General features: G+C 63.1%; 24 protein-coding genes and 1 tRNA gene. 15 read left to right on the plus strand and 10 right to left on the minus strand.

Annotation, left to right across the window (positions count from 1 at the left end; genetic code table 11):
- Positions 1-20: 20 nt before the first annotated feature.
- The 4 genes from WBA38_RS17840 to WBA38_RS17855 all read right to left on the minus strand — a co-directional run bounded on the left by WBA38_RS17840 (position 21) and on the right by WBA38_RS17855 (position 4,082).
- The gene (locus WBA38_RS17840; protein ID WP_424295328.1) at positions 21-1,304 is read right to left on the minus strand and encodes an MFS transporter; all 1,284 of its coding nucleotides are present in this window, start codon (positions 1,302-1,304) and stop codon (positions 21-23) included.
- Positions 1,301-2,689, minus strand: coding sequence for a GH1 family beta-glucosidase (locus WBA38_RS17845; protein ID WP_424323237.1), 1,389 nt, complete (start codon positions 2,687-2,689; stop codon positions 1,301-1,303). The genes WBA38_RS17840 and WBA38_RS17845 overlap by 4 nt, the downstream gene beginning before the upstream one ends.
- Positions 2,690-2,879: 190 nt before the next feature.
- A complete protein-coding gene (pth, locus tag WBA38_RS17850) occupies positions 2,880-3,446 on the minus strand; it encodes an aminoacyl-tRNA hydrolase (RefSeq protein WP_424323238.1) in 567 nt (188 codons plus the stop codon).
- 33 nt (positions 3,447-3,479) lie between these two features.
- Positions 3,480-4,082, minus strand: coding sequence for a 50S ribosomal protein L25/general stress protein Ctc (locus WBA38_RS17855; protein WP_424293963.1), 603 nt, complete (start codon positions 4,080-4,082; stop codon positions 3,480-3,482).
- A 158-nt stretch (positions 4,083-4,240) separates the two neighbouring features.
- Here WBA38_RS17855 and WBA38_RS17860 point away from each other — a divergent pair, with 158 nt between their 5' ends.
- Positions 4,241-4,699 (plus strand): limonene-1,2-epoxide hydrolase family protein, encoded by a 459-nt coding sequence (locus WBA38_RS17860; RefSeq protein ID WP_424293962.1) that lies wholly within the window; start codon positions 4,241-4,243, stop codon positions 4,697-4,699.
- A 3-nt stretch (positions 4,700-4,702) separates the two neighbouring features.
- On the opposite strand, the gene arsC is transcribed toward WBA38_RS17860, so the two are convergent.
- Entirely contained in the window at positions 4,703-5,044 is a 342-nt protein-coding gene (arsC, locus tag WBA38_RS17865) for an arsenate reductase (glutaredoxin) (protein ID WP_424323239.1), read from the minus strand.
- Positions 5,045-5,095: 51 nt separating this feature from the next.
- Here arsC and WBA38_RS17870 point away from each other — a divergent pair, with 51 nt between their 5' ends.
- Positions 5,096-5,710 carry a hypothetical protein gene (locus tag WBA38_RS17870; protein ID WP_424293960.1) on the plus strand — a complete coding sequence of 205 codons (615 nt, stop codon included), beginning with the start codon at positions 5,096-5,098 and terminating at the stop codon, positions 5,708-5,710.
- On the opposite strand, the gene WBA38_RS17875 is transcribed toward WBA38_RS17870, so the two are convergent.
- From WBA38_RS17875 to WBA38_RS17885, 3 genes are all read right to left on the minus strand, one after another.
- Positions 5,682-6,659 carry a ribose-phosphate diphosphokinase gene (locus tag WBA38_RS17875; protein ID WP_424293959.1) on the minus strand — a complete coding sequence of 326 codons (978 nt, stop codon included), beginning with the start codon at positions 6,657-6,659 and terminating at the stop codon, positions 5,682-5,684. The genes WBA38_RS17870 and WBA38_RS17875 overlap by 29 nt on opposite strands.
- A gap of 81 nt (positions 6,660-6,740) precedes the next feature.
- Positions 6,741-8,213: a bifunctional UDP-N-acetylglucosamine diphosphorylase/glucosamine-1-phosphate N-acetyltransferase GlmU gene (gene glmU, locus WBA38_RS17880; RefSeq protein WP_424293958.1), complete on the minus strand. Its 1,473-nt coding sequence runs from the start codon at positions 8,211-8,213 to the stop codon at positions 6,741-6,743.
- Positions 8,214-8,382: 169 nt separating this feature from the next.
- Positions 8,383-9,606: an oxygenase MpaB family protein gene (locus WBA38_RS17885; protein ID WP_424323240.1), complete on the minus strand. Its 1,224-nt coding sequence runs from the start codon at positions 9,604-9,606 to the stop codon at positions 8,383-8,385.
- 139 nt (positions 9,607-9,745) lie between these two features.
- Between WBA38_RS17885 and WBA38_RS17890 the strand changes: the two genes are divergently transcribed.
- From WBA38_RS17890 to WBA38_RS17950, 13 genes are all read left to right on the plus strand, one after another.
- Entirely contained in the window at positions 9,746-10,411 is a 666-nt protein-coding gene (locus WBA38_RS17890) for a TetR/AcrR family transcriptional regulator (protein WP_424323241.1), read from the plus strand.
- Between the two features lie 223 nt (positions 10,412-10,634).
- Entirely contained in the window at positions 10,635-11,444 is an 810-nt protein-coding gene (locus WBA38_RS17895) for an MlaE family ABC transporter permease (protein WP_424293955.1), read from the plus strand.
- Positions 11,444-12,331, plus strand: a complete 888-nt coding sequence (locus tag WBA38_RS17900; protein ID WP_424293954.1) for an MlaE family ABC transporter permease — start codon at positions 11,444-11,446, stop codon at positions 12,329-12,331. Before WBA38_RS17895 ends, WBA38_RS17900 begins: the two co-directional genes overlap by 1 nt.
- A gap of 9 nt (positions 12,332-12,340) precedes the next feature.
- Positions 12,341-13,648, plus strand: coding sequence for an MCE family protein (locus WBA38_RS17905; protein ID WP_424293964.1), 1,308 nt, complete (start codon positions 12,341-12,343; stop codon positions 13,646-13,648).
- A complete protein-coding gene (locus tag WBA38_RS17910) occupies positions 13,645-14,661 on the plus strand; it encodes an MlaD family protein (RefSeq protein ID WP_424323242.1) in 1,017 nt (338 codons plus the stop codon). The genes WBA38_RS17905 and WBA38_RS17910 overlap by 4 nt, the downstream gene beginning before the upstream one ends.
- A gap of 13 nt (positions 14,662-14,674) precedes the next feature.
- Complete coding sequence (locus WBA38_RS17915) at positions 14,675-15,718, plus strand: MlaD family protein (protein ID WP_424323243.1); 1,044 nt, start codon at positions 14,675-14,677, stop codon at positions 15,716-15,718.
- Positions 15,719-16,888 (plus strand): MCE family protein, encoded by a 1,170-nt coding sequence (locus tag WBA38_RS17920; RefSeq protein ID WP_424323244.1) that lies wholly within the window; start codon positions 15,719-15,721, stop codon positions 16,886-16,888.
- A complete protein-coding gene (locus WBA38_RS17925) occupies positions 16,885-18,000 on the plus strand; it encodes an MCE family protein (protein ID WP_424293950.1) in 1,116 nt (371 codons plus the stop codon). The genes WBA38_RS17920 and WBA38_RS17925 overlap by 4 nt, the downstream gene beginning before the upstream one ends.
- Complete coding sequence (locus WBA38_RS17930; RefSeq protein WP_424323245.1) at positions 17,997-19,226, plus strand: MlaD family protein; 1,230 nt, start codon at positions 17,997-17,999, stop codon at positions 19,224-19,226. Before WBA38_RS17925 ends, WBA38_RS17930 begins: the two co-directional genes overlap by 4 nt.
- The gene (locus tag WBA38_RS17935) at positions 19,216-19,836 is read left to right on the plus strand and encodes a hypothetical protein (protein ID WP_424323246.1); all 621 of its coding nucleotides are present in this window, start codon (positions 19,216-19,218) and stop codon (positions 19,834-19,836) included. The genes WBA38_RS17930 and WBA38_RS17935 overlap by 11 nt, the downstream gene beginning before the upstream one ends.
- 19 nt (positions 19,837-19,855) lie before the next feature.
- Positions 19,856-20,851, plus strand: a complete 996-nt coding sequence (locus WBA38_RS17940) for an oxygenase MpaB family protein (RefSeq protein ID WP_424323247.1) — start codon at positions 19,856-19,858, stop codon at positions 20,849-20,851.
- A 65-nt stretch (positions 20,852-20,916) separates the two neighbouring features.
- Positions 20,917-21,765, plus strand: a complete 849-nt coding sequence (locus WBA38_RS17945) for an oxygenase MpaB family protein (RefSeq protein ID WP_424323248.1) — start codon at positions 20,917-20,919, stop codon at positions 21,763-21,765.
- 42 nt (positions 21,766-21,807) lie between these two features.
- Positions 21,808-21,879 (plus strand) — tRNA-Gln (locus WBA38_RS17950).
- Positions 21,880-21,988: 109 nt separating this feature from the next.
- Here WBA38_RS17950 and WBA38_RS17955 read toward each other — a convergent pair.
- Together WBA38_RS17955 and WBA38_RS17960 are read right to left on the minus strand one after the other, a co-directional pair.
- Complete coding sequence (locus tag WBA38_RS17955) at positions 21,989-22,762, minus strand: nuclear transport factor 2 family protein (protein WP_424323249.1); 774 nt, start codon at positions 22,760-22,762, stop codon at positions 21,989-21,991.
- Between the two features lie 181 nt (positions 22,763-22,943).
- Positions 22,944-24,038, minus strand: coding sequence for a DUF6670 family protein (locus WBA38_RS17960; protein ID WP_424323250.1), 1,095 nt, complete (start codon positions 24,036-24,038; stop codon positions 22,944-22,946).
- Positions 24,039-24,625 lie beyond the last annotated feature (587 nt).

A 24,625-nucleotide genomic window follows, 5' to 3' on the forward strand; every position in this document is an offset into this window, starting at 1 on the left:
CCGAATCGAGGGGGTTTCGATCAGGCTAGGTGTACCGGCTCTGGTTCGGGTTTGCGCTCGCGCGCGCCGAGTGTCATGACGGCACCGAGGATCGACAGCGCGCTGGCACCGATGAACACCAGCCAGAACCCGCCAGCGGCGGCGACCAACCCGGCTCCGACCATGGGGCCGATGAGTTGTCCGAGGGCAGCGGACACATTGACGATGCCCAGGTCGCGCCCATGATCCTTCGCGTTGGGAAGGAGGTCGGTGGCGAACGCGAGGCCGACTGTCATGAACGCGCCGTAGCCGATGCCCATGAACGCCGCGGCGATCATCGTGACTTCATACGAGGTGTGGATGACGATCGCGATCCCGGCGAGTGACTGAATGAGGGCGGCGATCGCGGTCAGGGCGCGACGGTGACCGCTGCGGTCGGAGATCATCCCGAAGATGATGGAACTACCGACGACGAAGACCGTGTAGACGACGATCAGGAGCAGCAGATTGTTCTCGGCGTCGGCCTTGTCTTGGTTGAGGCCGTACAGCAGGAAGAACAGCAGCAGGGACGTGCCAAGCGCATTGCCGATATTGCCGACGAGGCGGCCAGCGAGCATCCAGCAAAAGTCACGGTCGCGCAATGACGCCCAGCGTCGGGTGTCGAGGAGTTCGGTTCCGGGAGAGGCCAGTTCGTTTTTGGGTGCTGGCGGGTCGGGGAGCGCGAGGGCAGCCCAAGTGCCGATGACCGCGACGAGTCCGGCCAGCACCAGATACCCGGGAAACACGTCGAGCCCCAGCGCCACCACGATGCCAACACCGAGCACGATGCCCAGGGCTTGCGAGGATCCGATTGACGCGGAGGCGGCACCGCGCTGGTCGGGGGCCAACTGGTCAGGAATCATCGCGGTGAATGCGGCCGAAGCCACGGCCACCGCCACCGATACGCCGATCCAGCACAGTGCGACCAGCCACGGCTTGTGCGCGAGGCCGGTCAGGACGAGGAAGACGACCATGGCCCAAACGCCGCCGAAGGCCCAGATGCGGCGGCGGCAACCGAGCCAACCGGGGAACCTACTGCCGTCGGTGCGGTCGGATGCGGCCCCGGCGAGCGGCCCGGCGATCACGGCGACGAGGCCACCGATTCCGAGGATCACACCGGAGACAACCACGCTGTGGATCCAGCGGTCACCGTCTTCGGAGGTTTGCGAATCCAACTGCAACGGAAGCAGTAGCTGCAGCGGGGTTAGCTGGGCCATCCAGATCACCAGCCACGCGAGCGTGAACAGCGTCATCCATCGACGGCCGATCGGGGCGGGCTTGTTCATGCGCGGCTCTCACCGTCTGATTCATCGCTGGCCGGACGGTTTGCGGCAATGACCCGCCGATACCAGTCGTACGAGGCCTTCGGTGTCCGCTCGGCGGTGTCGAAGTCGACGTGCGTCAGGCCGAACCGCTGCGTGTAGCCAGCGGCCCATTCCCAGTTATCGATCAACGTCCAGACCGTGTACTCCGCAACGGGGGCACCAGCTTCCATGGCATCACCGATGGCACGAATGTGGCCGTCCAAGTACGAGATTCGGTCGACGTCGTTGATCGGAGCACCGTCGAGATGGTCGGGTTCGGGGAACGACGCGCCGTTTTCGCTGATGACAAGCGGCGGGATTTCCCGATAGCGCTCGGTGAAGTCGACGAGCAGGTCGGTGAGTGTCGACGGCACGATCGGCCACTCCTCGCCGAAGCCAGTGGTCGGGGCACCCGGGGTCGGGACAATGTCGAAGGGGATTGGATTGCCTTCCCCGGTCGGAGCCTGCACGGTGGTCGGGTTGTAGAAGTTGATCGCGTAGAAGTCGGGTCGCTCGCTGATCAGCGCCATATCGCCGTCTTCCACCGGCATTTCGTACCCGTAGGCCGAAAGGTCGGGGTAGCTGCCGGTCAGGACGGGGTCGGCAAAGATCCGATTGTGCAAGATGTCGTAGGCGACAACGGCGGCCTGGTCTCCGGCGTCGCCGGCATTCAACGGGCGCACAAAAGTGTGGTTGTTGGCGACGCCGACGGCTTCGGCACCGGCCGCGCGCAGGACACGGCTCGCGAGGCCGTGAGCCAGGAGTTGGTGATGGGCGGTCGGCAGCGCGTCGAACAACAGGAATTGGCCCGGTGCCAGCGAGCCGATCGCATAGCCCTCAAGGGTGGTCATTGCCGGCTCGTTGATGGTGTACCAGCGCTTGACGCGGTCGGAGAGTCGGTCGGCCACCAGCTGCGTGTAGTCCGCGAGTCGGGCGGCCGTGTCGCGGTTTTGCCAGCCGCCAGCCTGGTGCAGGGGGATCGGCAGATCCCAATGGTAGAGCGTTGGGACGGGGTTGACGCCCGCCTCGAGGAGGTCGTCGACCAGGCGCGAGTAGTAGTCGAGCCCGGCGGTGTTGGCAGGCCCGGTGCCGTCGGGCTGCACGCGAGTCCAGGAAATTGAGAACCGGTAATTGTCGAGTCCGAGGCCTGCCGCGAGCGCGACGTCCTCGGCCCACCGGTGGTAGCTGTCAGCGCCTGGATAGGCGATGGAGCCGTCGATTACCTTGCCGGGTTCATCGGCCCACTCGTCCCAGATGCAGCGCCCACGACCGTCCTCGGTTCGGGCTCCCTCGATTTGGAAGGCGGCTGTCGCCGATGCCCACCGGATGGGGCGGGGAAGCTGGGGAAGATCGTGGGCCGCGGTCATGGGAAGGGGCTCCTTTGAAGCTGACGAGAGTGACACATTCGATCAATTGATCAAGACGGTGTCTTTCATCATGGCCGATCGCGACAGTCACGGGCAGATGCTCGCGCAAAATTGCCGTCGCGGCCTTCTCAATGCCCATGTAGCCGCGGCCACGAGTGGGCCGGGGGATCGCGTACGCGGCTGACGCCAGTTACCAGGCGTGAACGACGTTCTGCGCGGCTTGGAGGCCCTGCTTCACCAGGAGTTCAGTGGCGTCGACACCGTTGGTGATGAGTAGATCTACCTCGGATTTAGCAGCGCCGGGGAACGGTTTGAGAACATAGTCGGCCGGGTCTTGCCTGCCGGGCGGGCGGCCAATGCCGAGTCGTACGCGCAGGTAGTCGCGGGTACCGATGGTTTGCGAAATGGAACGCAGCCCGTTGTGGCCGCCTTCGCCACCGCCCGATTTCAGGCGCACCTGGCCGAAGTCGATATCGAGTTCGTCGTGCAGCACGATGAGTTCGTCGGGGGTGACGGAATAGTACGACGCCAGCGGGCCAATCTGGCGGCCGGTGACGTTCATGTAGGTCCGCGACTTGGCGACCATGACGGGCTCGCCGCCGATGCGGATGGTAGCCGTCAACGCACCGGAACGCTTATGCACGGAAAAGCTTTCGCCGTACGAGGAGACCAGGCTGTCGGCGACCATCGCGCCAACATTGTGCCTGGTCTTCTCGTAGGCGGGACCGGGGTTGCCCAGTCCGACAATCAGTTTCACTGATTCTTAAGCAGACAACATTGCCCGGCTGAATTACTCAGCAGCGGCTTCGTCAGCTTCTTCGCTCTCTTCATCGGTGGGCTCTGCCGAGGCAACCTGGGCCTCAACGGCGAGCAGCAGCGCCTCGGGGTCGGTGACGAGGGTGGAGCCCTCAGGCAGCTCGATCGAGCCTGCGGTGATGTTGGTGGGGGCTTCGAGGCCCTCGACCGAAATCACGATGTGCTCGGGGATGTTCATGGCGTCGGCCTCGATCTCGACAACGCTGGCTTCCTGAACCACCAGGGTGCCCGACTTCGAGGTGCCTTCGACGAGGATGTTGACCTCGACGACGACCTTTTCGCCGCGCTTGACGATGAGGAGGTCGACGTGCTCGATGTAGTTCGAGATCGGGTGGACGTCAACCTGCTTGGTGAGGGCCAGTTCCGTCGAGCCTTCGATGTCCAGTTCGATGACGGCGTTGATGCCGTGGTTACGCAGGATGGCGGAGAGCTCACGGTTGGGAAGCAACAGTGACTTGGCATCGGTGCCGTGGCCGTACAGAACGGCGGGGACCTGGCCAGCGGCGCGGGCGCGACGGCTGGCACCCTTGCCCTTCTCGGTGCGGACGGTGGTGGCGAGCTGCGGGGCGGTAGCCATGCGATTCTCCTTGGGTCGGATTCTTCGTGGTGGCGCCTCAACGTCTGCACACACGGTCGACCGAACTGGAGAACAGTTCGAAGGTTTCAAACCGCCGCGCCGATAACGGTGCTTGCGCACCCTCGCCGAGACAACAGGAGACAGAATACCATCGGTTCATGACCTCACAGAATCCGACGGAACTGGTCCTCGACTTCTTCACCGACCTGGCGCAACACCGCGTGGATGCGGCACTGACGCGAGTCGACGACGACATCGTCTACGTGAATGTTGGGTTGCCAACTGTGCGGGGCATGCGTCGATTCGACAAGGTGATGCGAGCTCTTAACCGCCCCGGTTTCGGATTCGACGCGCAGATCCTCGCCATCAGCTCCGACGACACCGGTGTGGTCCTGACAGAGCGTCTCGACGAACTGACTATTGGACCGCTGCGCATGCAGTTTTGGGTATGCGGGCGCAACGAGGTTCGCGAGGGGCAAATTGTGTTGTGGCGTGACTACTTTGACGTCTGGAACTGCACGCGCGGTTTTATCCGCGGAGTGGCGGCGATCGCGATCCCGGCGCTACGGAAACCCTTGCGGGATCCGTTGAGCGCTCGCGTCATGTTGCAGTTGTGACGGCTACAGAATCTCGGTGACCTTGTCGACGGGCCGAGCCAGCCGAGTGCCCTTTTCTGTCACGACGAACGGTCGTTCCACGAGAACCGGGTGCTCCACCATCGCATCGAGCAGTTGGTTGTCGGAGGCGTTGGCCAGGTCCAGTTCCTTGTAAAGCTTCTCGCGTTTGCGTGCGGCCTGCGCCGCAGTGATCCCCGCATCGGCGAACATCGTGGTGAGCTGGTCGCGGGTCCAGCCGACGTCGAGGTACTTCACGACTGTTGGTTCGACCCCCTCCTCGCGGAGTTTGGCGAGGGCATTCCGGGAAGTCGTACAGCGGGGGTTGTGATAGATCGTTGCGTCCACGCCTCCCAACGTACTGCCAAGGGTGTCGCTTGGCCCGTAGCATCGGAAAGAATGGCTGCCCAGCGGATTCAACAGGTGATTGTTGTCGTGTGCGCAGCCATCGGAGTCCTGGTCCTGGCCCTCGCAGGATCGGCATGGGTGGGCACCGGATCAGCGTGCGCGTGCAGTTGTCGGCCGATGCCGGCGGATGAACTCGTCGCGACGGTCGACGCCATCGTCGCCGGGACGCCGGTCAGTGTCGAGGAGCACCAGGACCGCCTCGTGTACGTCTTTGACGTCGGCCGGAGCTACAAGTTGCCAATGGCACAGCAAATCCGGATCTCGACGCCGCGCGGCGGCGGCTCGTGCGAGGCATCGTTCGCCATCGGCGAGCCCGCTCTGGTGCCGGTCAACAGTGACATCAGCGCTGCCGACGGTGACCTTTGGCGGACCCATCTCTGCCTGCAATCGTCGATGCGAGATCCCGCCGAAGTCCTGCAGCTGGCTGGGCCAGCACTGTCGCCGGTCAGTGTTGCCTCAACGAAGGACGGCAATGACTCCGCAAATGACGTCGGCCGCGCCTACGTGCTCACTCCCTGGGGAATGATCACGTTGGGCGCGGCCAGCGTCGTCGTGCTTGTTGGAGCAGGACTGTTACTTAGGCGTTTCCGTCGAACAGGTTCGTGACTGAACCGTTCTTGAAGACTTCCTGGATGGTCTGAGCCAGCAGCGGCGCAATCGACAGGACGGTGAGGTTGTGGAAACGCTTCTCCGGCGGGATCGGGAGGGTGTCGGTGGCGATGACTTCCTTCGCGCCGCTGTTCGCTAGACGCTCGGCCGCCGGATCGGAGAACACGCCGTGCGTCGTCGCGATGATGACGTCGCCCGCACCGGCCTCCTTCAGCACGGTGACGGCACCGGCGATGGTGCCGCCGGTGTCGATCATGTCGTCGATCAGGACGCAGGTCTTGCCCGCGACCTCACCGACCACGCGGTTCGACTTGATCTGGTTCGGCACGTCGGGGTCGCGGGTCTTGTGCACGAAGGCCATCGGGGCGCCGTCGAGGGCATCGGCCCACTTCTCGCCAACCTTGACACGACCGGCGTCGGGAGAGACGACGCAGATGTTGTCGGTGCCGTACTTGTTTCGGACATACTCGGCGAGCTGACCCTGCGCGTGCATGTGATCGACCGGGCCGTCGAAGAAGCCCTGGATCTGGTCGGTGTGCAGGTCGACCGTCACGATGCGGTCGGCGCCAGCAGTTTTGAACAGGTCGGCGATCAGGCGGGCCGAGATGGGTTCGCGTCCGCGGTGCTTCTTATCCTGACGGGCGTACGGGTAGAACGGAATGATCGCGGTGATGCGTTTGGCGGAGCCGCGCTTGAGGGCGTCGATCATGATGAGGGTCTCCATGACCCACTGGTTCATCGGGTACGGGCAGCTCTGCAAAACGAATGCGTCGCTACCGCGGACCGATTCCTCGAAGCGGACGAAGATCTCGCCGTTCGCGAAGTCGCGCGCCGTCTGCGGCGTGATAGGGATGCCTAGCTCGTCCGAGACGGCCTGAGCCAGCTCGGGGTGTGCCCGCCCGGCGAACAGCATGAGGTTCTTTTGGTTGTCGATCGTCCAACTCATGGTTGCTCGTTCTCTCCTTGGCGGTTTTCCGGTTGTCGGCGCTCGGCCTGGTTTTCGACCACGGGGGATACCTGCGGTCCTTTACTTATTCTGCTGGGCGGCGCGAGCAGCGTCGGCAGCAGGGGTATCGGGTCGCTTGTTGACGACCCAGTCGGGGATATTGCGTTGCGGTCCCGAAGAGACCGCGAGGGCACCCGAGGGGACGTCCTCTCGGAGCACGGTACCGGCACCGGTGTACACACCGTCGCCGATTGTGAGCGGCGCGACGAACATGTTGTCGCTGCCCGTGCGGCAGTGCGAGCCGATCACCGTCCGGTGTTTGTTGACGCCGTCGTAGTTCACGAAGACGCTCGATGCCCCGATGTTGGTGTGGTCGCCGATCTCGGCATCCCCGACATACGTCAGGTGTGGAACCTTGGTGCCCTCGCCGATGCGCGCATTTTTCGTTTCGACGAACGCGCCAATCTTGCCAGCCTCGCCGAGAACAGTCCCGGGGCGCAGGAACGCGAAGGGGCCGACGGTGGCGCCCGCAGCGATCTGTGCGCCGCTGCCATGGGTGCGGATCACCTGCGCACCTTCGCCGATGCTGACGTCGGTGAGGGTGGTGTCGGGGCCGATGAGGACGTCGTCGGCGACGGTCGTGGATCCGTGCAGTTGCGTGCCCGGCTCGATGCGCACGTCTTGGCCGAGTTGTACATCCACGTCGATCCAGGTGCTCGCCGGGTCGACGATGGTGACGCCAGCGAGCATGTGTCCGCGGACAATGCGTCGGTTGAGTTCGGCACCGAGCTCCGCCAGCTGTGCGCGGTCGTTGCAACCGGCAACGACGGCGGGGTCGGGGACGGTAAACGCCCGGACCGGGCGGCCTGCGGCGCGGGCGATTTCGACCAGGTCGGTCAGATAGAACTCGCCTTGGGCGTTGTCGGTTGACAGATTCGCGAGACCGTCGCGCAGGGTCTGTGCGGAGAACGCGTAAATGGCCGCGTTAACTTCGGTGATCGCGCGCTCGGCGTCGGAGGCGTCCTTGTGTTCCCGGATCGCGACGACGTCAGAGCCGGGGCCAGCCTCGCGGACGATGCGGCCGTAGCCGGTGGGGTCGTCGGCGACGAAGCTGGTCAACGTAATCGCGGCCGTTTCATCGCCGCCGTGATGCTCGGCCAACAAGGCCGACAAGGTGGCACCGTCAATCAGTGGCGCGTCGGCGACGGTGATGAGTACGGTGCCGTCGAAGTCCTCGGGCAGGCCGGTCATACCGGCGCGGGCGGCATCGCCGGTGCCGAGCGGGGACTCTTGGACGGCGATCGTGACGGGATGGCCGAGGCCGTCGGCGATGGTGTTGATGGCCGCTGTGACGCGTTCACGTTCGTGACTGACAACGGCGACCAGATGTTTGGGGGCCAAGTCGGCTGCGCCGTGCAGGGCATGTCCGACGAGGCTGCGGCCAGCCACTTCGTGCAGGATCTTCGGGGTTTTGGATTTCATCCGCGTCCCCGCGCCTGCAGCCAACACGATCACTGCAACATCGCTGTTCGGTGTGGCCGGCTGTCCGGTCATCGAAGTGCCTCCGCATCTGTGCCTTGCGAGCGTCTGCGTTCCACCACTGAGCTTGTCATCCCTGCTGGGTCACGCGGGGGAAATCCTACGCAGCCAACGGGCCCAGGTGGTATTCGACAGCGCTCGGAGTGGCATTCGCGACAGTTCTCCGGCGTGCGGCGCGATCAGGTCACCGGTAGTGAGGGTTGTTCATCATCGGGATCTCAATGCTGATTGGCAGGCGCAACTCCGACATGTAGAGCAAGACGAACTGTCGGAGAAATTCGTCGAACAGCCAGTACGCCTTCGGGGGCATCCCCGCTTGAAGCACGCCTTCGCGAACGGCCACGTACGGGCCCCAGGAAAGTTCGAGCATCGGCGACCAGACGGGCTCGCGCGGGATCTTCAGTCCGTCAGCGATCTGATCGCCCAGCATAAAACGGGTGAGGGCCCCCAGCACGCCCCGGCTCACGAGTGAGAGATCGAGGTTCTTGCCCAGGTCCAGCAGCAGGTGCGCCAGCTTGATCCCTTCCGGAGTTGGGGCGACGATCGGATCCAGAACCTGTTTGGCCTGCGACTCTGCAGCCTGCCAGTTGGCGGGAATGTACTCGTCCTTGATGCCGAGTGCGTGTGCCGTCAGTTGCCAGGAATGCAGGAAGCCTGTGGACTCCTTGCGGTCAACGGGCACACCCCACTTTTTGAATTGGCGCATCGCGCTGGTCGGGAGGCTGTGCCACGTCACCATCATGTCGGCCTGGCTGATCGGCAGCTTTTCCTCGGCACTGTGCTGCCAGTACGGCGAACGCGGGAGGAGGTTCCGGACGCCGGAGTGTGCCAGGCGGGTTTTGACGCAGGTCACGATGTGTTCGCCATCGGGAGCGAAGGCATTGGCGGTACCGATGTCGTAGCCGAGCTTGGCGGTCTTTGAGATCCGCTCCTTCATGGCGGCACCGCCGTACGAGTAGTACACGGCGCGGGCCTCCCTCGGGATCACGGTGCTGAGCATGCCGCTGACGAAGCCGTAGATGACGCCAAGATAGGTCCCGCGCTTCTCGTTAAAAGCGGCGGCGGCGGTCAACTTTCCGCTGTCGGCCCAGTCGGGTAGATCTTTAGCGCGGGTCAGGAAGTCGTGCAGGTCCGACGGAAGGCCCGCGGGAAGCGGCTGGCCGTTGTGGATCCAATGTTTGAGGAGTCTGTTTACCTTCGGTATTTCGCCGCGGCGCGCCAGGTCGGCGACGAGGTCGTCGCACTCGGGATCCCACACCCCATGCGGGTCCGCGCCTGCGCCAGCGCCCGGCACCGAGAGGGCAGGCGACCAAGTCCACGGTGTCGACGGCGCCACCGCCGCGATCACGCCCGCCGCGCCGAGCGTCGCTCCAGATTTCAGGATGGTCCGTCGAGTCGGTTGCTCCATGATGTTCTCCCAGCAGTTTCGGATGGTACAAACAATCTAAATCTGTAACATAGGCGCATCGTCGCGTCCCGTCAGGCGAATCGGCGATACCGTAAGACGACCGGTCGGGGGACCTGTTATCGAGGAGAGTGAGCTGCCTGTGGCGATCCCGCCCGCGGCAAGGCCGGAAGCGTCGCTGTTTGCCCGCGCAATGCGACAGGTCACCGAAGGTGGCCTTGAGCCTGTCGATGCCACCCGTGAAAAGCTGCTCGACGCAGCGTATGAGCAGTTCTGCGAGACCGGAGTCGCGCGCGCATCGATGGAGGAAGTTGCCCGCCGCGCGGGGACCGCACGAATCACCATCTACCGAAAGTTCGACACCAAAGACGCGCTGGTAGACGCCGTGATGCTGCGCGAGTTTCAGCGGTATTTCGGTGAATATCTACAGGGCATGGCGGCGGCCTCGACTGCGGCTGACAGGGTGGTGATGGCATTTGTGACATCGCTGCGCACAATCGGTGGCAACCGATTGATTCGCAAACTCCTGGAGACCGAGCCGGCGATGGTCCCCGGCGTTGTGGGGGGTGGCGATGGACGCACCCTGGCTGCAGTTCGCGACTTTGTGGCTCACCAAATTCTGCGGGAGCAGGGCGCGGGCAACATTCCGGCCAGGGTGCGCACAATTCCGGCCGCTGATCTGCTGGTTCGCATCGCCGGATCGTTCTTGACGACCCCCAGTGACCTTGTTGACTATGACGACGAAGCGGCCCTGACTGACTTCGCACGCGAGTTCTTGCTGCCGATCTTGGGTCTCAAGCGTTCCTGATCGCCAGACACTTCAGCCGCGCAAGTGTTTCATTTTCCCGATAGTCCCAGTTCAACCATGTGACACATACGTGTTCCATTAGTAACTGTCGCTACAGTCAGTGGCCCCATTCCGGGTTGAGGCAACTCGTTTACCTGCATAAATTGTGACGACTCTTGCACAAATTTCATTCTGTGTTACGTTTCACGCCAAGCTGTAACATTCACTTGGGAACGGGGCATCGATGGCATTTGAGCTGCCGCAGTCAAAGGGGCCAATGCGAGATCTGGCTGTTGAAGCTGGACACACACTCGGCTTTGCGCTGCAGTCCATCGGATCGCTGTTCGTCACCGTTGCGCGACTGCGCCTGTCAATTGCTGAGACGCTCAACCAGACGATCTTCATCGGACGCGTGAGCACCGGACCCTCGCTGCTGCTGATGATCCCGGTTGGTGTCTTCATCGCAGTCTCCGTGGGGGAGTTGGCCGGGCGCATCGGTGCCGGCGGCTACTCCGGTGCCGTGGTGGCGTTCATCATCGTTGGCCAGGCCTCGGCACTCGTCAGTGCGCTCATGATGGCGGGTGTCGCCGGATCAGCCATCTGCACCGATCTCGGGTCGCGCAAGATCCGCGAAGAGATCGACGCGATGGAGGTCATGGGTGTCAACGTGATCGAGCGCCTCGTGGCCCCGCGCATCGCGGCGGCGATCGTCGTCGCCCTCGTCCTGTGCTCGCTGATCACCGTGACCGGCGTCGGGGCCTGCTACCTCTACCACATCTACGTGCAGCATCTCCCCGCCGGCAGTTTCATGGCAACCTTTAGCCAGTACGGCCGGATGTCCGACTTTGTGATGGCGTTGATAAAGTCGGCACTTTTCGCTCTGCTGTCGACCATCGTCGCGTGCTTTAAAGGACTGCACGCTCGGGGCGGTCCCAGCGGAGTGGCCGATGCCGTCAATGAAGCAGTGGTGATCGCGTTTGCACTCGTCTTCGTGTTCAACACGGTTCTCTCGCAGTTGTACTCGGTGATCGTTCCCGCAGTGGGGGCCTACTGATGACCGGGAACGCCGGACTCTCGCTGCCATCACGCAGCGACGTCACCCTCCGGGTTCGCGAGCGCGGTGGGCGTTGGATCGACGGCATCGTCGACGGAACGGTCCGCTTCGGCGAGTATGTGACATTCGTTTGGCTCGCCATCGCTGCCGTGCCGTTCGCGTTGATCCATTACCGCAAGCACGTGATCCGACAGATCAGCGAAGTCACCTTCGGCACCAAGTCCTTGTTGTCGGGCGGCGGCACCATCGGCATCGTTCTCGCGATGTCGCTCGCCGCCGCGGCAATGCTCGGCCTGGAAACCTACCGAGGTCTGCAACTTGTCGGGATGACGTCGATGTCGGGCATGCTCGCCGCCATCGCCAACACCAGAGAGTTGGCACCCGTCGTCGTGGCGATCGCGCTGGCAGCCAAGGTCGGGACCGGCTTCACCGCGCAGATCGGTGCCATGCGGATCTCCGATGAGATCGCCGCCCTCGATGCGATGGCGATCCGCTCGGTGCCGTTCTTGGCGACCACGCGAATGATCGCGGCGATGGTCTGCGTACTCCCGATCTACATGGTGGGGCTACTCGCGAGCTACCTCGCGACCAGGCTCGTTGTCGTGTGGTTTCACGGAGAATCGTCGGGCACCTACGACTACTTCTTTCACCTCGCCCTCAGCCCCACCGACCTGCTCTATTCGGCGCTCAAAGCGATAGTCTTCGCCGCCATCGTCACGCTGGTCCACTGCTCGTACGGCTACTTCGCCAGCGGTGGCCCCGAAGGCGTGGGCCAGGCGGCCGGTCGCGCTTTGCGGACCTCGATCCTCGCTATCGGAATCTTCGACGTGATCCTCACCTTTGGCCTCTGGGGTTTGGTCCCCGAGATTCCCGGGATGGGGATGTAGGTGACCGTGATGCTGCCGGGACGCCCGGTATCGAAGTTTCGCTACGGCTTCAGAGCGTTCATCGCGGCACTCGCGATCGGCGTTTTCAGCCTCTCGATGATCGGCCGCAGCGCTGGCTGGTTCGCCACCGACTCCGATGTCTTTGTGGAGGTCCCAGTCGCCGTGGGTGTCATCACGGAAGGCGCGCCGGTCCGCTACCACGGAGTCAAGGTTGGCGAAATCGCCGCGATCAACCCGGGTAAGAAGTCCTCCCGCGTGACGCTCGCCCTCGCAGACTCGGCGATCGGACAGATCCCCCGGTCGGTGGTGGCGCGCGTCTTACCCCGCACCTTCTTCGGCGACATGTATGTCCAACTCGTGCCCGGGACCTCACCGGTGTACCTCACGGGGACCGAGCCGGAACCGCTGACCGGCGGAGACCAGGTCGCCATCGACGACGGCGCGGATGCGGTGAACCTGTACGACATCTTCACCAAGCTCTCGACGCTGATCGGCGAGGTGCAACCGCAGCAACTCACCGTCGCACTGACTGCCATCAGCGATGCCGTCGCCGGTCGCGGTGACGAACTCGGTCTGATGATCGACAACTGGTGGGCGGCGTCAAAGGAGATTGAAGCGTCCGTCAACGAGTTCATCGATGCGACGCCGAAGTTTCGGGCCGTCGTCGAAAGCCTCGAGCGCGCCACCCCCGCGGTCATCGAAACGATAGAATCAATCACCTCGATCTCACGGGGCATCGTCGATCACCAGGACTCCCTGAGCGCGTTCCTGACATCCGCGGCTGACTTTGTCTCCGCGACGGGCTCGTTCGTCGCGAAGCACCGCGCCTCGCTGATCACCGTGCTCGACGCCACCGGAACCATCGTGTCCACGGTCGCCGAGAACCCGACCGGCATCTCAAACACAATTGCCGAGGCCGAGAAGTTCGGAAAAGCCGGAGCCCTTCTGTTCTCCACCGGGCGATTCAACATCACGACCGTCGCGACGTTCTCGCAGCCGATGCCCTACACCGCAGCCGACTGCCCCGAATACGGAAACCTCCGCGGCGCGCAGTGCCACGGTCGAGGCGCGGAGTACGGCGTGGGTCCGGTGCGTAAACCGGGGCAGGGGCCTGGACGGGTCCTGAATCCACCGCGCCGCTCACCTTCCAACCGGCCCGACATCGTCGGCGGTCCCACCGAGGCCGCACCGCTGGGTGCGATCGAGAAATCGCTACGACCGTCGTCGAACCGGAAGACCGCGCCGGGCAACCCCAATCCGGCGACCACGCTGATGCTCGGACCCATGGTCCGTGGAACCGAGGTGAGGCTCCGATGACCACTCTGTCTTTCTCGACCATCGTGAAGTCGGCGCTGTTCATTCTTGTCGGTGCCATTGCTGCGCTGCTGGTGATCAATACCCTGCGTGTGCCGGTCGGCGGATCCGTCGACCGCTACACCCTCGTTTTCACCGACACCGAAGGCATCATCGAGGGCAACCCGGTCAAGATGTCCGGCGTTCGGATCGGTCGGGTCGAAGGCATTTCCCTCGACCCGCAAGCTGACGGTACCTCGCTCGCCCGGGTCGACGTCGCGGTCCAATCCGACCACCCGCTGCCCGAGCGCATGCACGCCGCCATCCGCTACGGCGACATGCTCGGGGCGCGATACATCGCCATCGAACCGTCGAATACTGCGCCACTCCGGGTCGGGAACACCGTCGCGGTGGCCGCGACCAGTCCGCCGGTCAACCTGACGGCTCTGATGAACGGCTTTCAACCGCTCTTCGCTTCGCTGGAACCCAAGCAGGTCAACGACCTCGCCCAGGGCTTCGTCGATACCTTCGCTGGCCGCACGAAATCGGTCGACCTCCTGCTGCGGCAGATCGCCTCGATGGGTGCGAACCTTTCGGCGAACAGCGCGGTATTCGGCCGTGTCGTGACCAACCTCAACACCTTGATGCTCAGTGCCGACGAGCGCACCGGGCAGCTCAACGAGCTGTTCGCCGGACTCGGTGCCCTCACCACGTCAATCGTCGGTGACCAAGGACAACTGACCGCACTGTTCGACACCGGCGATCGTGCCATCGCCGCGCTGGCGCAAATGATGACTTCGGCAGGCGACGACTTCACCGACGCCCTGACCGGTCTCAAAGACGTGACGGGGGCATGGATACCGAACACAGCCGGGTTCCAAACATTCCTCGAAAGGCTGCCGGTGATGGCGGACAAGATTAATCACGCCGGACGTTACGGCGGCTTCATGTCGCTGTACATGTGCAATTTCACGCTGAAAGCCGGTGGTTTGGAAGCCAATATCTTCGGCACGTCGCATTCAAAGATGTGCAGGTAGGGGAGAAGGCCGCGTGTTTCTAGTTCGCCTCATCGATATCTTTGTCGGGGTTCTGGAGTTCATCTTCAAACCCGGCCGCCGCAACAGCGGTGCCTCGCCCGCCGTTCTCGGCACCGCGGGAATCTTCGTCCTCGTGCTGCTGATGGTTGGGGCCATTGGCATCCCGCAATTGACCTACCGGTCGGGAACCTCGGAGTACACCGCCGAGCTCCCCAATGCTGGCGGTCTCACTACCGCCGACCCGGTGTTGGTTGCCGGTGTTCCGGCCGGGCGCATCGAGTCGATCGACCTCGCCGGTGACCGGGTGCGCGTCGGCTTCCGGCTCGACAATCACCAGCCCCTCGGCAACCAAACGCGCTCGGATGTCCGGCTGCGCACCGTCCTGGGCAAGCGGTACCTCGAGATCATTCCCGCCGGCAGCGGCAGCGTTGGCCCAAACAACACCATCCCGTTGAGTCGCGCCGGGAACTCCTACAGCCTCGACGACCTGTCGTCGGATGCAGTCACCACGTCGGACGAGATCAACCCGCAGGTGATGCGCAGCCTGATGACGACGATGCAAGACCTCGTGCCGAACGCCGATCGACTCACCGCTTCCATGACGGGAATTAGCGGGGCCGCTGTTGCGGTGACTGGCACCGGAAAGCAACTCGACCAGCTGCTGTCGACGGCCAAGGGACTTGCCGAGATCTCTGCCCAGCAGTCCGATTCCATCGCGAAGGCTTTCGGCAATGCCCAGTCGGTGGCTCAGATGCTGGTGATTCGGCGACACCTGCTCACCAGGCTGGCCGACAACTTGCGGCTGGTGCTGCGCCAGATGGCATCGACGTTCCCGCAGATTCCGATGGCCCAGCTGACGACGAACATCGTCGAGGTCACCGACACTCTCGCGAGCAACGCCGACCAAATCACCAAGATCCTCACCAACCTGCCGCCGTCGATGCGCACCATCACCGACTCCACCGGCAACGGCAACTGGGCCGACGTCACGTCGCCCTCAGCGATTCTCCCGGACAGCCTGCTGTGCGTCCTCGGAGTCATGAAGGGGTGCAGCTAGATGGCGTTTCGTCAGGTTCGAGAGGTTCGGCAACGCAAGCGATACGGCGGCCGCGTGATGCTGGTACTCGCGTTGATCGCCGCCCTGGTGGCCGGCCTTTGGTTCGCGTTCATCCGTCAGCCGGACGTCCGCACCGTCCGCGCCGAGTTCGCTTTCACCAACGGGCTGTACGAAGGCTCTAAGGTGACGGTCCTCGGGGTTCCGGTGGGGCGCATCGATTCCCTCACTCCCAAAGGCGACCGAGTGCTCGTCGACATGACCATCGACGGCGGGGTGAAGCTACCGGCCGAGGTGCAGGCGCTGATCCAGAATCCGTCGATCATCAGTGAGCGACACCTTGAGCTGGCACCCGCGTACACCGGTGGGCCGCAACTAGACGACGGCGCGACCATCCCGCTTAAGCGCACCCGCGCGCCGATCAGCTTTGACCAACTGCTCGGCAGCATGAGCACCATCACCGACATTTTGGGTCCAAGCGCTGGCGGTGACTCCGGTGCTCCGCCCGGCGGTGACCTCGGCACCCTGCTAAACCGGACCGCCGACTCGTGGGCCGGTGGTGGTCCGAAGTTTGCGCGGGCACTGTCCGAACTGTCCTCGGCGAGCGGGATCATCGGGGCGCGCAGCGGGGACGTCGAAGGGCTCATCGTCAGCCTCGATCAACTGATGAACACCTTCAAGGCCAAGCAGGTCTCTCTCGACGGCCTCGTGCGATCGATGGGGGCGCTGTCAGATCAGTGGAGCACCGCGAACCAAGATATCGCGACTCCCATCAACGACCTCAAGATTGTCTTCGACCAGATCAACCAGTTTGTCACCGAACACGGCGACGATGTCGGCACCGTCGCGAGCAACCTGGAAGAGCTCGGCAAAGTGCTGGCGGCCAACCGTTCGGGACTCGCCGAGTTTATGGATCTGGCGCCGCTGATGATGCAGAACCTTTCGAGCACCGTCGGACCCGACCGCCGCGGTCGTATCCGACTCAATGTCTCGACCACGCTGACGCAGTTCAAGACGTTGAAGCCGCTGTGCGACAAGTTCCCGATGCCAATCTGCACCGGCGCCGGACTCACCAATCCGATCTCGTTTCCGATTTCGATGTCCGACCCGCTCGGCATCGTTTCGACAATCACCGGGGCACTGCCGCAAGCGCCGAAGGAAGGTCCCCGATGAGAAACCGGAAGCATCGTCTCACCTCGAAGACCGCGGCTGTCGTGGTTGGCGTCTCGCTGACCGCGTCGCTCACCGGCTGTGCCTACGGGCTCCAAGATTTGCCGGTCGGCGGCGGCAGCGGAGGCATTGACGTGACCGCGGACTTCGCGGTGGCCGACGGCGTAGTGGCTGGCGCCGACGTTCGGACCGGCCAGCAGGTGATTGGTCGCGTCGTCGATATCGGCCTCACCGGCAGGGGAGCGAGGCTGACCCTCAAACTCGATCGGGATATCAACCTGCCAGCCAATGTGACCGCGGCACTCGAGGTGCCGTCGGCGCTCGGGACACCGTTCATCAGATTGGAGCCACCAGCGAATCCGAAGGGCGAGCTGACCGACGGCAGTCTGATCGGCGTCGACGACAGTTCCATCGGACCCCAGGTGGAGGGCACCCTCGCCGCACTCGGCACCGTCGTGACCGGCAGCGGGCTCGGACAGTTGCAGTCGATCATTAGCAGCCTCAACGAGGCCTTCGCCACCAGGTCCGACAAGGTTGGCGACCTCATCGACACCCTCAACCGATTGCTGTCGACGTCGTCGCCTTACACCCGCGACTTCAATCGGGCGATGCAGGCGGCGGCGCGGGTCAGCGAGGTCTTTGCCGCGAATCAGGGAAAGGTCACCGAGTTCCTCGACCAGACGCCGCGGGCGGTGGCGGTGCTTTCGGGTCAGCGCGATCGCATTGCCGCGTTGATGACCCAAACCTCAGGGCTGACGAAGAATCTGGCCGACATCACCCAAGGCAGGCAGCAGCAACTCAACCAACTGGTTCCTGACGCGAGCACGCTTGTCGGTGCTTTGGGGTCGTTTAACAAGGACGTCGGGCAGACGCTCACCCAGATGAACGCCTTCATGGCGAACTTCTCGTCGGCGGTCCGCGGCGATTATCTGACGTTCGACGGGGCGCTCGACGTGCCCGGCAGCATCGACAAAATTCTCACGGGCGGCATGCTCGCGTCCGGTCAGCCGCTCCCGACGCCCGGCGAGCTCGCCGACGTCCTGACCGGCGGCGCAGCCGGATCCGAAAAGCCTGCACCGCGAACCAAGCAGCCGACGAAGAAGGGCCGACGATGAGAAATCGCCTTCCCGTTGGAACTTTTCAGTTCCTGTTGTTTATCGCCGTCGCCGCACTCGTGATGCCGCTGGGGATCAACTTCGTTACGGGTACCGAGGGCTTCGGGTCCAAGCTGCGCCTGCACGCTTCGCTTCAGGATGCGTTCGGCCTCAGCGAGGGCACAGGCGTCACGCTGCGCGGCGTCGACGTCGGTTCGGTCACGTCGTCGAAGCTCTCAAGCGACGGTGGGTCGGCTGACATTGAGCTCACCCTCCGCAGCGGCACCGAGATCTCAAAGGACGCTTACGTCCAGGTGACGATGGGTTCGATGGCAGGTATTCAAAGCGTCGACATCGTGACCACCTCGGCGTCCGGTCCCTTCCTACACGACGGCGATCGCATCGCCGCACCCGCCGACAAGCAACCCATGCAAATGGACGCGATCATCGGCAAGGCTGCGACCTTGTTGGCGACCGTCCGCGACGGATCGATCGCGACCATCGGCACCGAACTCGCGACGGCATTCGCCGGCGACACCGACTCGATGGCCAAGCTGGTCGCCAACGGTTCGGCGCTGGCGGCGATGGTCCGCCGCAACGCGCCACTGATCTCCGGGCTTCTCGGGGATTGGGTCGATGTGCTCGACGCGATGTCCGACACCACCGCAAGCTTCGAAAAGGGCATGAAGTCCGCGGCGAGTTTCACCAGCCAACTCGACAGCGCGCAACCGGTGTTCGTCTACCTGCTCGATCATTCGCCGCAGGCACTCGATCGCGCGACCGCGCTATTCGACAAGTACCGCGGAACGTTTGGTGGCGTGCTCGCCAACCTGGTCGCGGTGGAGCCGATCATCGCCGACCGCAGCGACGCGCTTCGCACCGGCCTTAAGACCATCCCGCAGGGCCTGAAGGACCTGCGGTCCATCGTCAAGAACAACCGCGCCGACTTCACACTGCTCGGCACTCAGGGGCCGGTGTGCCTGTTCTACGACGAGCCGCGCCGCACCATCGGCGACCTGTCGCCGTCGCAGCCGAACTTGGCGCGCTACTGCCCGCCGGGGGACGGTCACGGCCAGCGCGGTGCGGTCAACGCTCCGCGGCCAAACGACCTCGGCACCCGCAACTGGAAGCAGCCTGGCGGCGTGGCGGGACCACCTGCGGTAAGCGATCCGTTGCTCATCCCAGACGGCGCGGAACTTCTCTTGATGTGGCAAGAACTGTTGGAAAGGACCCGAAATGGCAAGTAGCACGGTGCAAGAGCCCGAGCTTTCAGGCGGGGAGGTTGAAATCGGGGAGGTTGCGGACGCGCCGTCGAACGCGGCCAAGCGTGCGGCCCGCAAGACGGCTCCGCTGCGCGGCGGTCGTAGGCGGACGGGTGCGGCAAGGCGGTCGACGGCGGTACTGTCCCTGCTTCTGGTGGCGTTCGTGGCTGCGACGGCGTTCTTCGGCTACCACTATTTCGCCGACGCATCGGGAGCAAGTGATGGTGAGCGCACCCAGGTAACGGCCGTCGCTAACGACTACGCCACCAAGCTCGCGAGCTTCGACTACCGCGACCTCAATAAGAACCGCGAGGCCATCAAGGCCATGTCGACGCAGCAGTTTGCCGCGAAGTACGACGAGATGGTCAAGGCCCTCACTGAAATCGTCGCCAATGGACAGGGAGTGGCCACCGCGAAGGTATCGCATTCGGCCGTGCAGGCAATCGACGGCGACACCGCGACCGTCATTGCGTTCGTCGATCAGAAGGCGACCAACGTCGTCGCGCCGGAAGGCAAGGACCAGTCGTATCGCATGGTCCTTTCGCTCAAACGCGACGGTGACCGCTGGCTAGTCGACGATGTCCAAACCGTGTAACCCGACAGGAGAACCGAAAATGACCGTCGACCATGCGGCAGATGCCGCGCCCGATGCAAGCAAGCCAGACAACAGCAGGCCCGTCCCGGAGTGGACCAAGTACCACACGAAGTACCTGACCGATCTGGCCACGGTGACGCCGGAACTGCGCACCGAGCAGACGAGAATCAGGATCAGCACGCGTAAGCGGCGCGTGACCAGCCTGCGCAAGCCTGCGGTGGTGCAGGAGTCGCTCGACTTTTGGGGATTCGCTGGCGCGGCCGCGAACGTCGTGATGCAACTCGGTTGGCCCGAGGTGGGTTACGGGGTCATGGAGAGCAAGGTGGAGACCGGTGCGCTGATGGTTCACCCGTGGAAACGGGCGCGCACCACCACCCAGTACTTGGCGGTTGCCATTCTCGGCACCGACGAGGAGAAGGCTAAGTTTCGCGAGGCGGTGAACTCCGCGCATCGCCACGTGCGCGACGACGAACGCAGCCCGGTGAAATACAACGCCTTCAATCGCGAGCTGCAACTTTGGGTGGCCGCATGCCTGTACATCGGGATCGAAGATTCGCACCAACTGCTGCACGGCGTGATGAGCCCAGAGGAAGCTGATGGGTTCTACCAGTCGTGCAAGACGCTTGGTACCAGCCTGCAGGTGCCCGACGAGATGTGGCCGCCCACGCGAAATGACTTCGAGTTCTACTGGAATCGCGCCTGCCAGCGCGTCGTCATCGACGACACCACCTGCGATTTCCTCAACGACCTCGTCGACCTGCGAATGATCAGTCCGCTGCTTCGACTGCCGTTCTCAAATCTGCTGCGGTTCCTCACCATCGGGTTCTTGCCGCCGCTTTTTCACGCCCAGTTGGGTCTGGAATGGACCGACGACGACCGCCGCCGGTTCGAGCACCTCTTCACCTTCGTCTCGGTGGTTAACAAGTTCCTGCCGAAGTTCATTCGGTTCGGCGGTAGTCGCTGGCTACTGCGGGACCTGCAACACCGCATCAAGCACGACAAGGCAATGATCTGAGCGTGGATGGCAAGGTAGGGGGAAGGCGATCTCGGCCCACGCTTTCGGAAGTGCTCGACGATTCGGTGAGCACTTTGCTCTGGCCGTGCGCGGCGCTGATGCAGCTTGCCGACCCCGCAGTAGCGCAGACGGAGATCGACAGTGGTGGCTACGGCAACCGGGCTTCACACCGGTGGTCGCGCACCATGGAGTACATGCGGATGGTCGCCGCGTGCGACGACCAGGAGATTGCGGCGTTAGTCCGGGAAGTGAACCGGATTCACGCGAGTATTCGGGTTCCGGAGAAGGCATCGCCGGACACGCGGCGCAAGCCGTCGTTCGATCCGCGCTTCCAGCTCTGGGTGGCGGCAACCTGGTGCGTCAGCATGCTCGACATCTACCAGTTGCTGGTGTCGCCGATCGACGACGACGTTCTCGATGTTCTTGTCGCGGACTTCGCTCGCGTCGGGACCACTCTGCAGATGCGGCGGTCGGACTGGCCGACCAGTCATGGCGCGCTCCGACAGCTTATTGCGGAGGGGGAGGCGCGGTATCCGATCCCGCTGCCACGATCGGGTCCCGATGATCCACCGGAAACGGTGCGCGCTGGCGATGTGGGATTCCAGGTGTTCACCACCTACTCCCACAAGCGTCGAATGATTAAGCAGATGCCGAGGGTTCGTCTGCTTACCTGGGGCGTTGTCGGTCCGACAGTTAGGGCCGCGTATGGCGTCGAGTGGGATGACGACCGCCAGGCTCGGTTTGAACGAGAAGTCGCGTCGATGCGTCGGAAGACTGCACTACGTCCCGCAGCGTGGCGCCGTCGCGAGGGGCGAGCCCAACGTCGCCGCGCCGCGGAACGACTTTCGGCCTATGAGACGCTCTCTTACAGTGAGCAGAAGTCGCGGGAACGGCGCGCCTCCCGGACCGGTTGAGTGCTCTCCGCCTGCACTATGGCACAATCATTTCCGCAGTAATCCGCCGTGGTGTAATCGGCAACACTCCTGATTTTGGTTCAGGCATTTCAGGTTCGAGTCCTGGCGGCGGAGCACACTCTTTGCGCAGTTCAGCGCACTGCTTTCCCTATCCGCGTACTTCGTTGGTTCTCGCTCCGTCCCAGACGGAGCGAGAACCAACGAACTACGCGAACGCGGATCTCTACGCTTCGACAAAGACGGTCACGTCGGTCAGCGTGCCGCCCTCGAAGGTGCACATCGCAACCGCATGGTCGGTGCCGTCGGTGAGGCTGACGGTGACGTACTTGCCAGCGGCAATGAACTTCGACGCCGTCCAGCCCGCGAGTTTGCTGAGCAGCGAGTCAGCCGAATCTAGCTGTTGCGTCCCATAGGTCACGTTGACCGCAGAGAACTGAGCCAGGGCTGCGTTGTCGGAGCCGGTCACAGCGTCGAGGAACGCCGCTGCCTGCGCCTTGCCCTTGGTGCTGGCACTCTTGAAAGCGCGGGAGAAACCCATGGTGCCCGCGAGTCCCTGGTTCTTGAGCAGTCGCGTCGACAGCTTCAACGACGACGGCAGCGCCCACACACCCTTGCTGCCGAACTGCGCGACCATGGTTGGCAGCTCCCAATGCGCGAAGAGCCCGCTGACGTGCTCGTCGTCGGCCACCTCGTAACGCAAGTGCATGGGGACGGTGAGGATCACGCGATCGGTCATGCGGATCTCAAGTTCTAGGTCTCGCATTACGGTGTTGCCGCAGACGATGTCGTGCTCGGGATGGAAGATCACGTTGTTCGGGGCGATGAAGGTGTCATAGAACGCGCTGAGCTGTTCTGGACCTTGGTGGATCTCCGAGCCTACGGGGTCGTTGACGATGCCGTCGGCTGTGAATAGGCCCAGCCACTGGGCCTTGTCGTGCACGGCGACGGCCGCCGGTGATTCTTCGACGATCGACAGCATCTTCTGACGGTCCGACATGACTTCTCCTAGTGCCTGCGGGTGAGGAAGTCCCGCGACCTTGGATGCTATCGGGCGAAGTTCGGGCGGCGAGTGACTGCGGTCGCAATCGTCTCAACGAAGCCTTCAGCTGCCGAGCGAGCAGTTTTCGATTTGCGCCTCGCAGACCGCCACTGCGGACCGCCAGGTAGGTGAAACGGAGCTAGCCCCAGAGTGTTCGGGGTTCCGCCTGCGTATCGACCCACTCGATGTATCCGGTGCCGTGGACGGCCTCGCCGCGCAGAGTTCCGGAGTACGTGTACGCACCGACATACCCGCGTCCGTGACCAAACCGCCACGCGCTGTCGGGTTCGCCATCCAATGTCAGCACTTGGCCAGCCCCGTTTCGGGCCGTCCAGCGGAATCGGGCAGGCACCCGCATTCGACGCCCCCACTCGTCGACGAGATCTTCGCCAAACTCCGTCACTTCAAAGGTCGTATCGGCGAATACCGCCGTCTCCTCGCCGAGGATTCGCAAGTGCATCAAGAGGCACGCGGTACGACCGCGAGCGCTGACACACGTCAGCAGCACCTGGGTCCGTTCGTCGATTTCAATGATTTGGTAGGTAAAGAAGTCCGCGGGGAGCTTCCATCGGTCCGCGATCGGGGACCGAAACAGCCGCTGATGAGTCATCGCCCGCGCGTACTCGAATGTTCCCAACCCTTCGATCTGTGTGCTCCCGGAAGCGTCGCTGATCATTCCCTCGTACGGGGCGAGACGACTGAAGTGGTCGTAGATGGGGGTTCGGACAAAGTATGAGACCTGGTCGGTCAGGTTGACCGTGAGGTCGACGGCAAAGTGCGGGTAACGGCCGGTGATGCGCGCGGTATTGCCGTCAACGGCGATGGTCAGATCGTTGCCCCAACGTAGGAGGGAGCCGTCGTCGGCGAAATCGCAGTCGTCGTCGGTGGAGTAGGCCCGGTAGATGTACTGGTCCTCGTGTTCCGGCGAGCTGTGCGCCGTGGAACTGAGGACGGTGGTTGTTTGGCGTGCGTCCGGAGCTACGAGTTGGTCGTTGTCGAAGATCTCGGTTCCGGTCGCGCCGATCAGGGTCATGGTGTTCAGATAGCGGTAGGGGTCGGGCAGCTTAGGGAGGAAGATCCCGTAATGAATCATCGACCAACGGGACCCGAGGTTCGGCGTCATCGCCGGCTTACCTGAGTAGGGCGTGGCTGACGCCTTGATCCGGGAGTCGACCAGGGGTAGCGCCCCGTCGATCACAATGCGCGAAAGTGCCGTCGAAACGAACTGGCTCATGTTGCCTCCAACTGTGGACTGCCCGGCCAAGGAAGCGCGGCCGGATACAACCACAGTATCTGTAACTCGCAGTAACGTAAACATATGTGGAACCTCGTTTCCCGACCCGCAGAAGGATTTGGTGAATCAATAAAGGGAAAGTCCAACATGTTCCGTCACTGTGACAAATAGGTACAGGCGGGGGGATCGGTCGCTTCGTAGGAAATTTAGCGCCCTGACCTGGCGATTTGACCTTCTCTCCATCTGTGCGTAACTTATTTGAAGTCAGAGCGGCCCGGCCGCAAAGACAAACCCCCAACAAAACGTCACCGCGACAAACTCGCGGTGATTTTGCCTGGGGTCGACACCTTAATTCGAAACTGAAAATCAACGGAATCTCAACAGAAACCAACGATTTGCAGAACATCGAAGCCGGGTGTTAAGTTAGAAAGGTCGCGCCGGAGACGGAGCGCCAAACAAAAATTTCAGATGCTTGCTGGAGTTCGGCCTGGTTTTGTTGCTGGGTTGGTGCTGGTGGGTGTGTGTTCTTTGAGAACTCGATAGTGTGTTTTGGATTTTCTTATGCCACATAAGATGTATTTTTTGTG

Source organism: Gordonia sp. (in: high G+C Gram-positive bacteria) (assembly GCF_049647785.1).
Lineage (GTDB): Bacteria > Actinomycetota > Actinomycetes > Mycobacteriales > Mycobacteriaceae > Gordonia.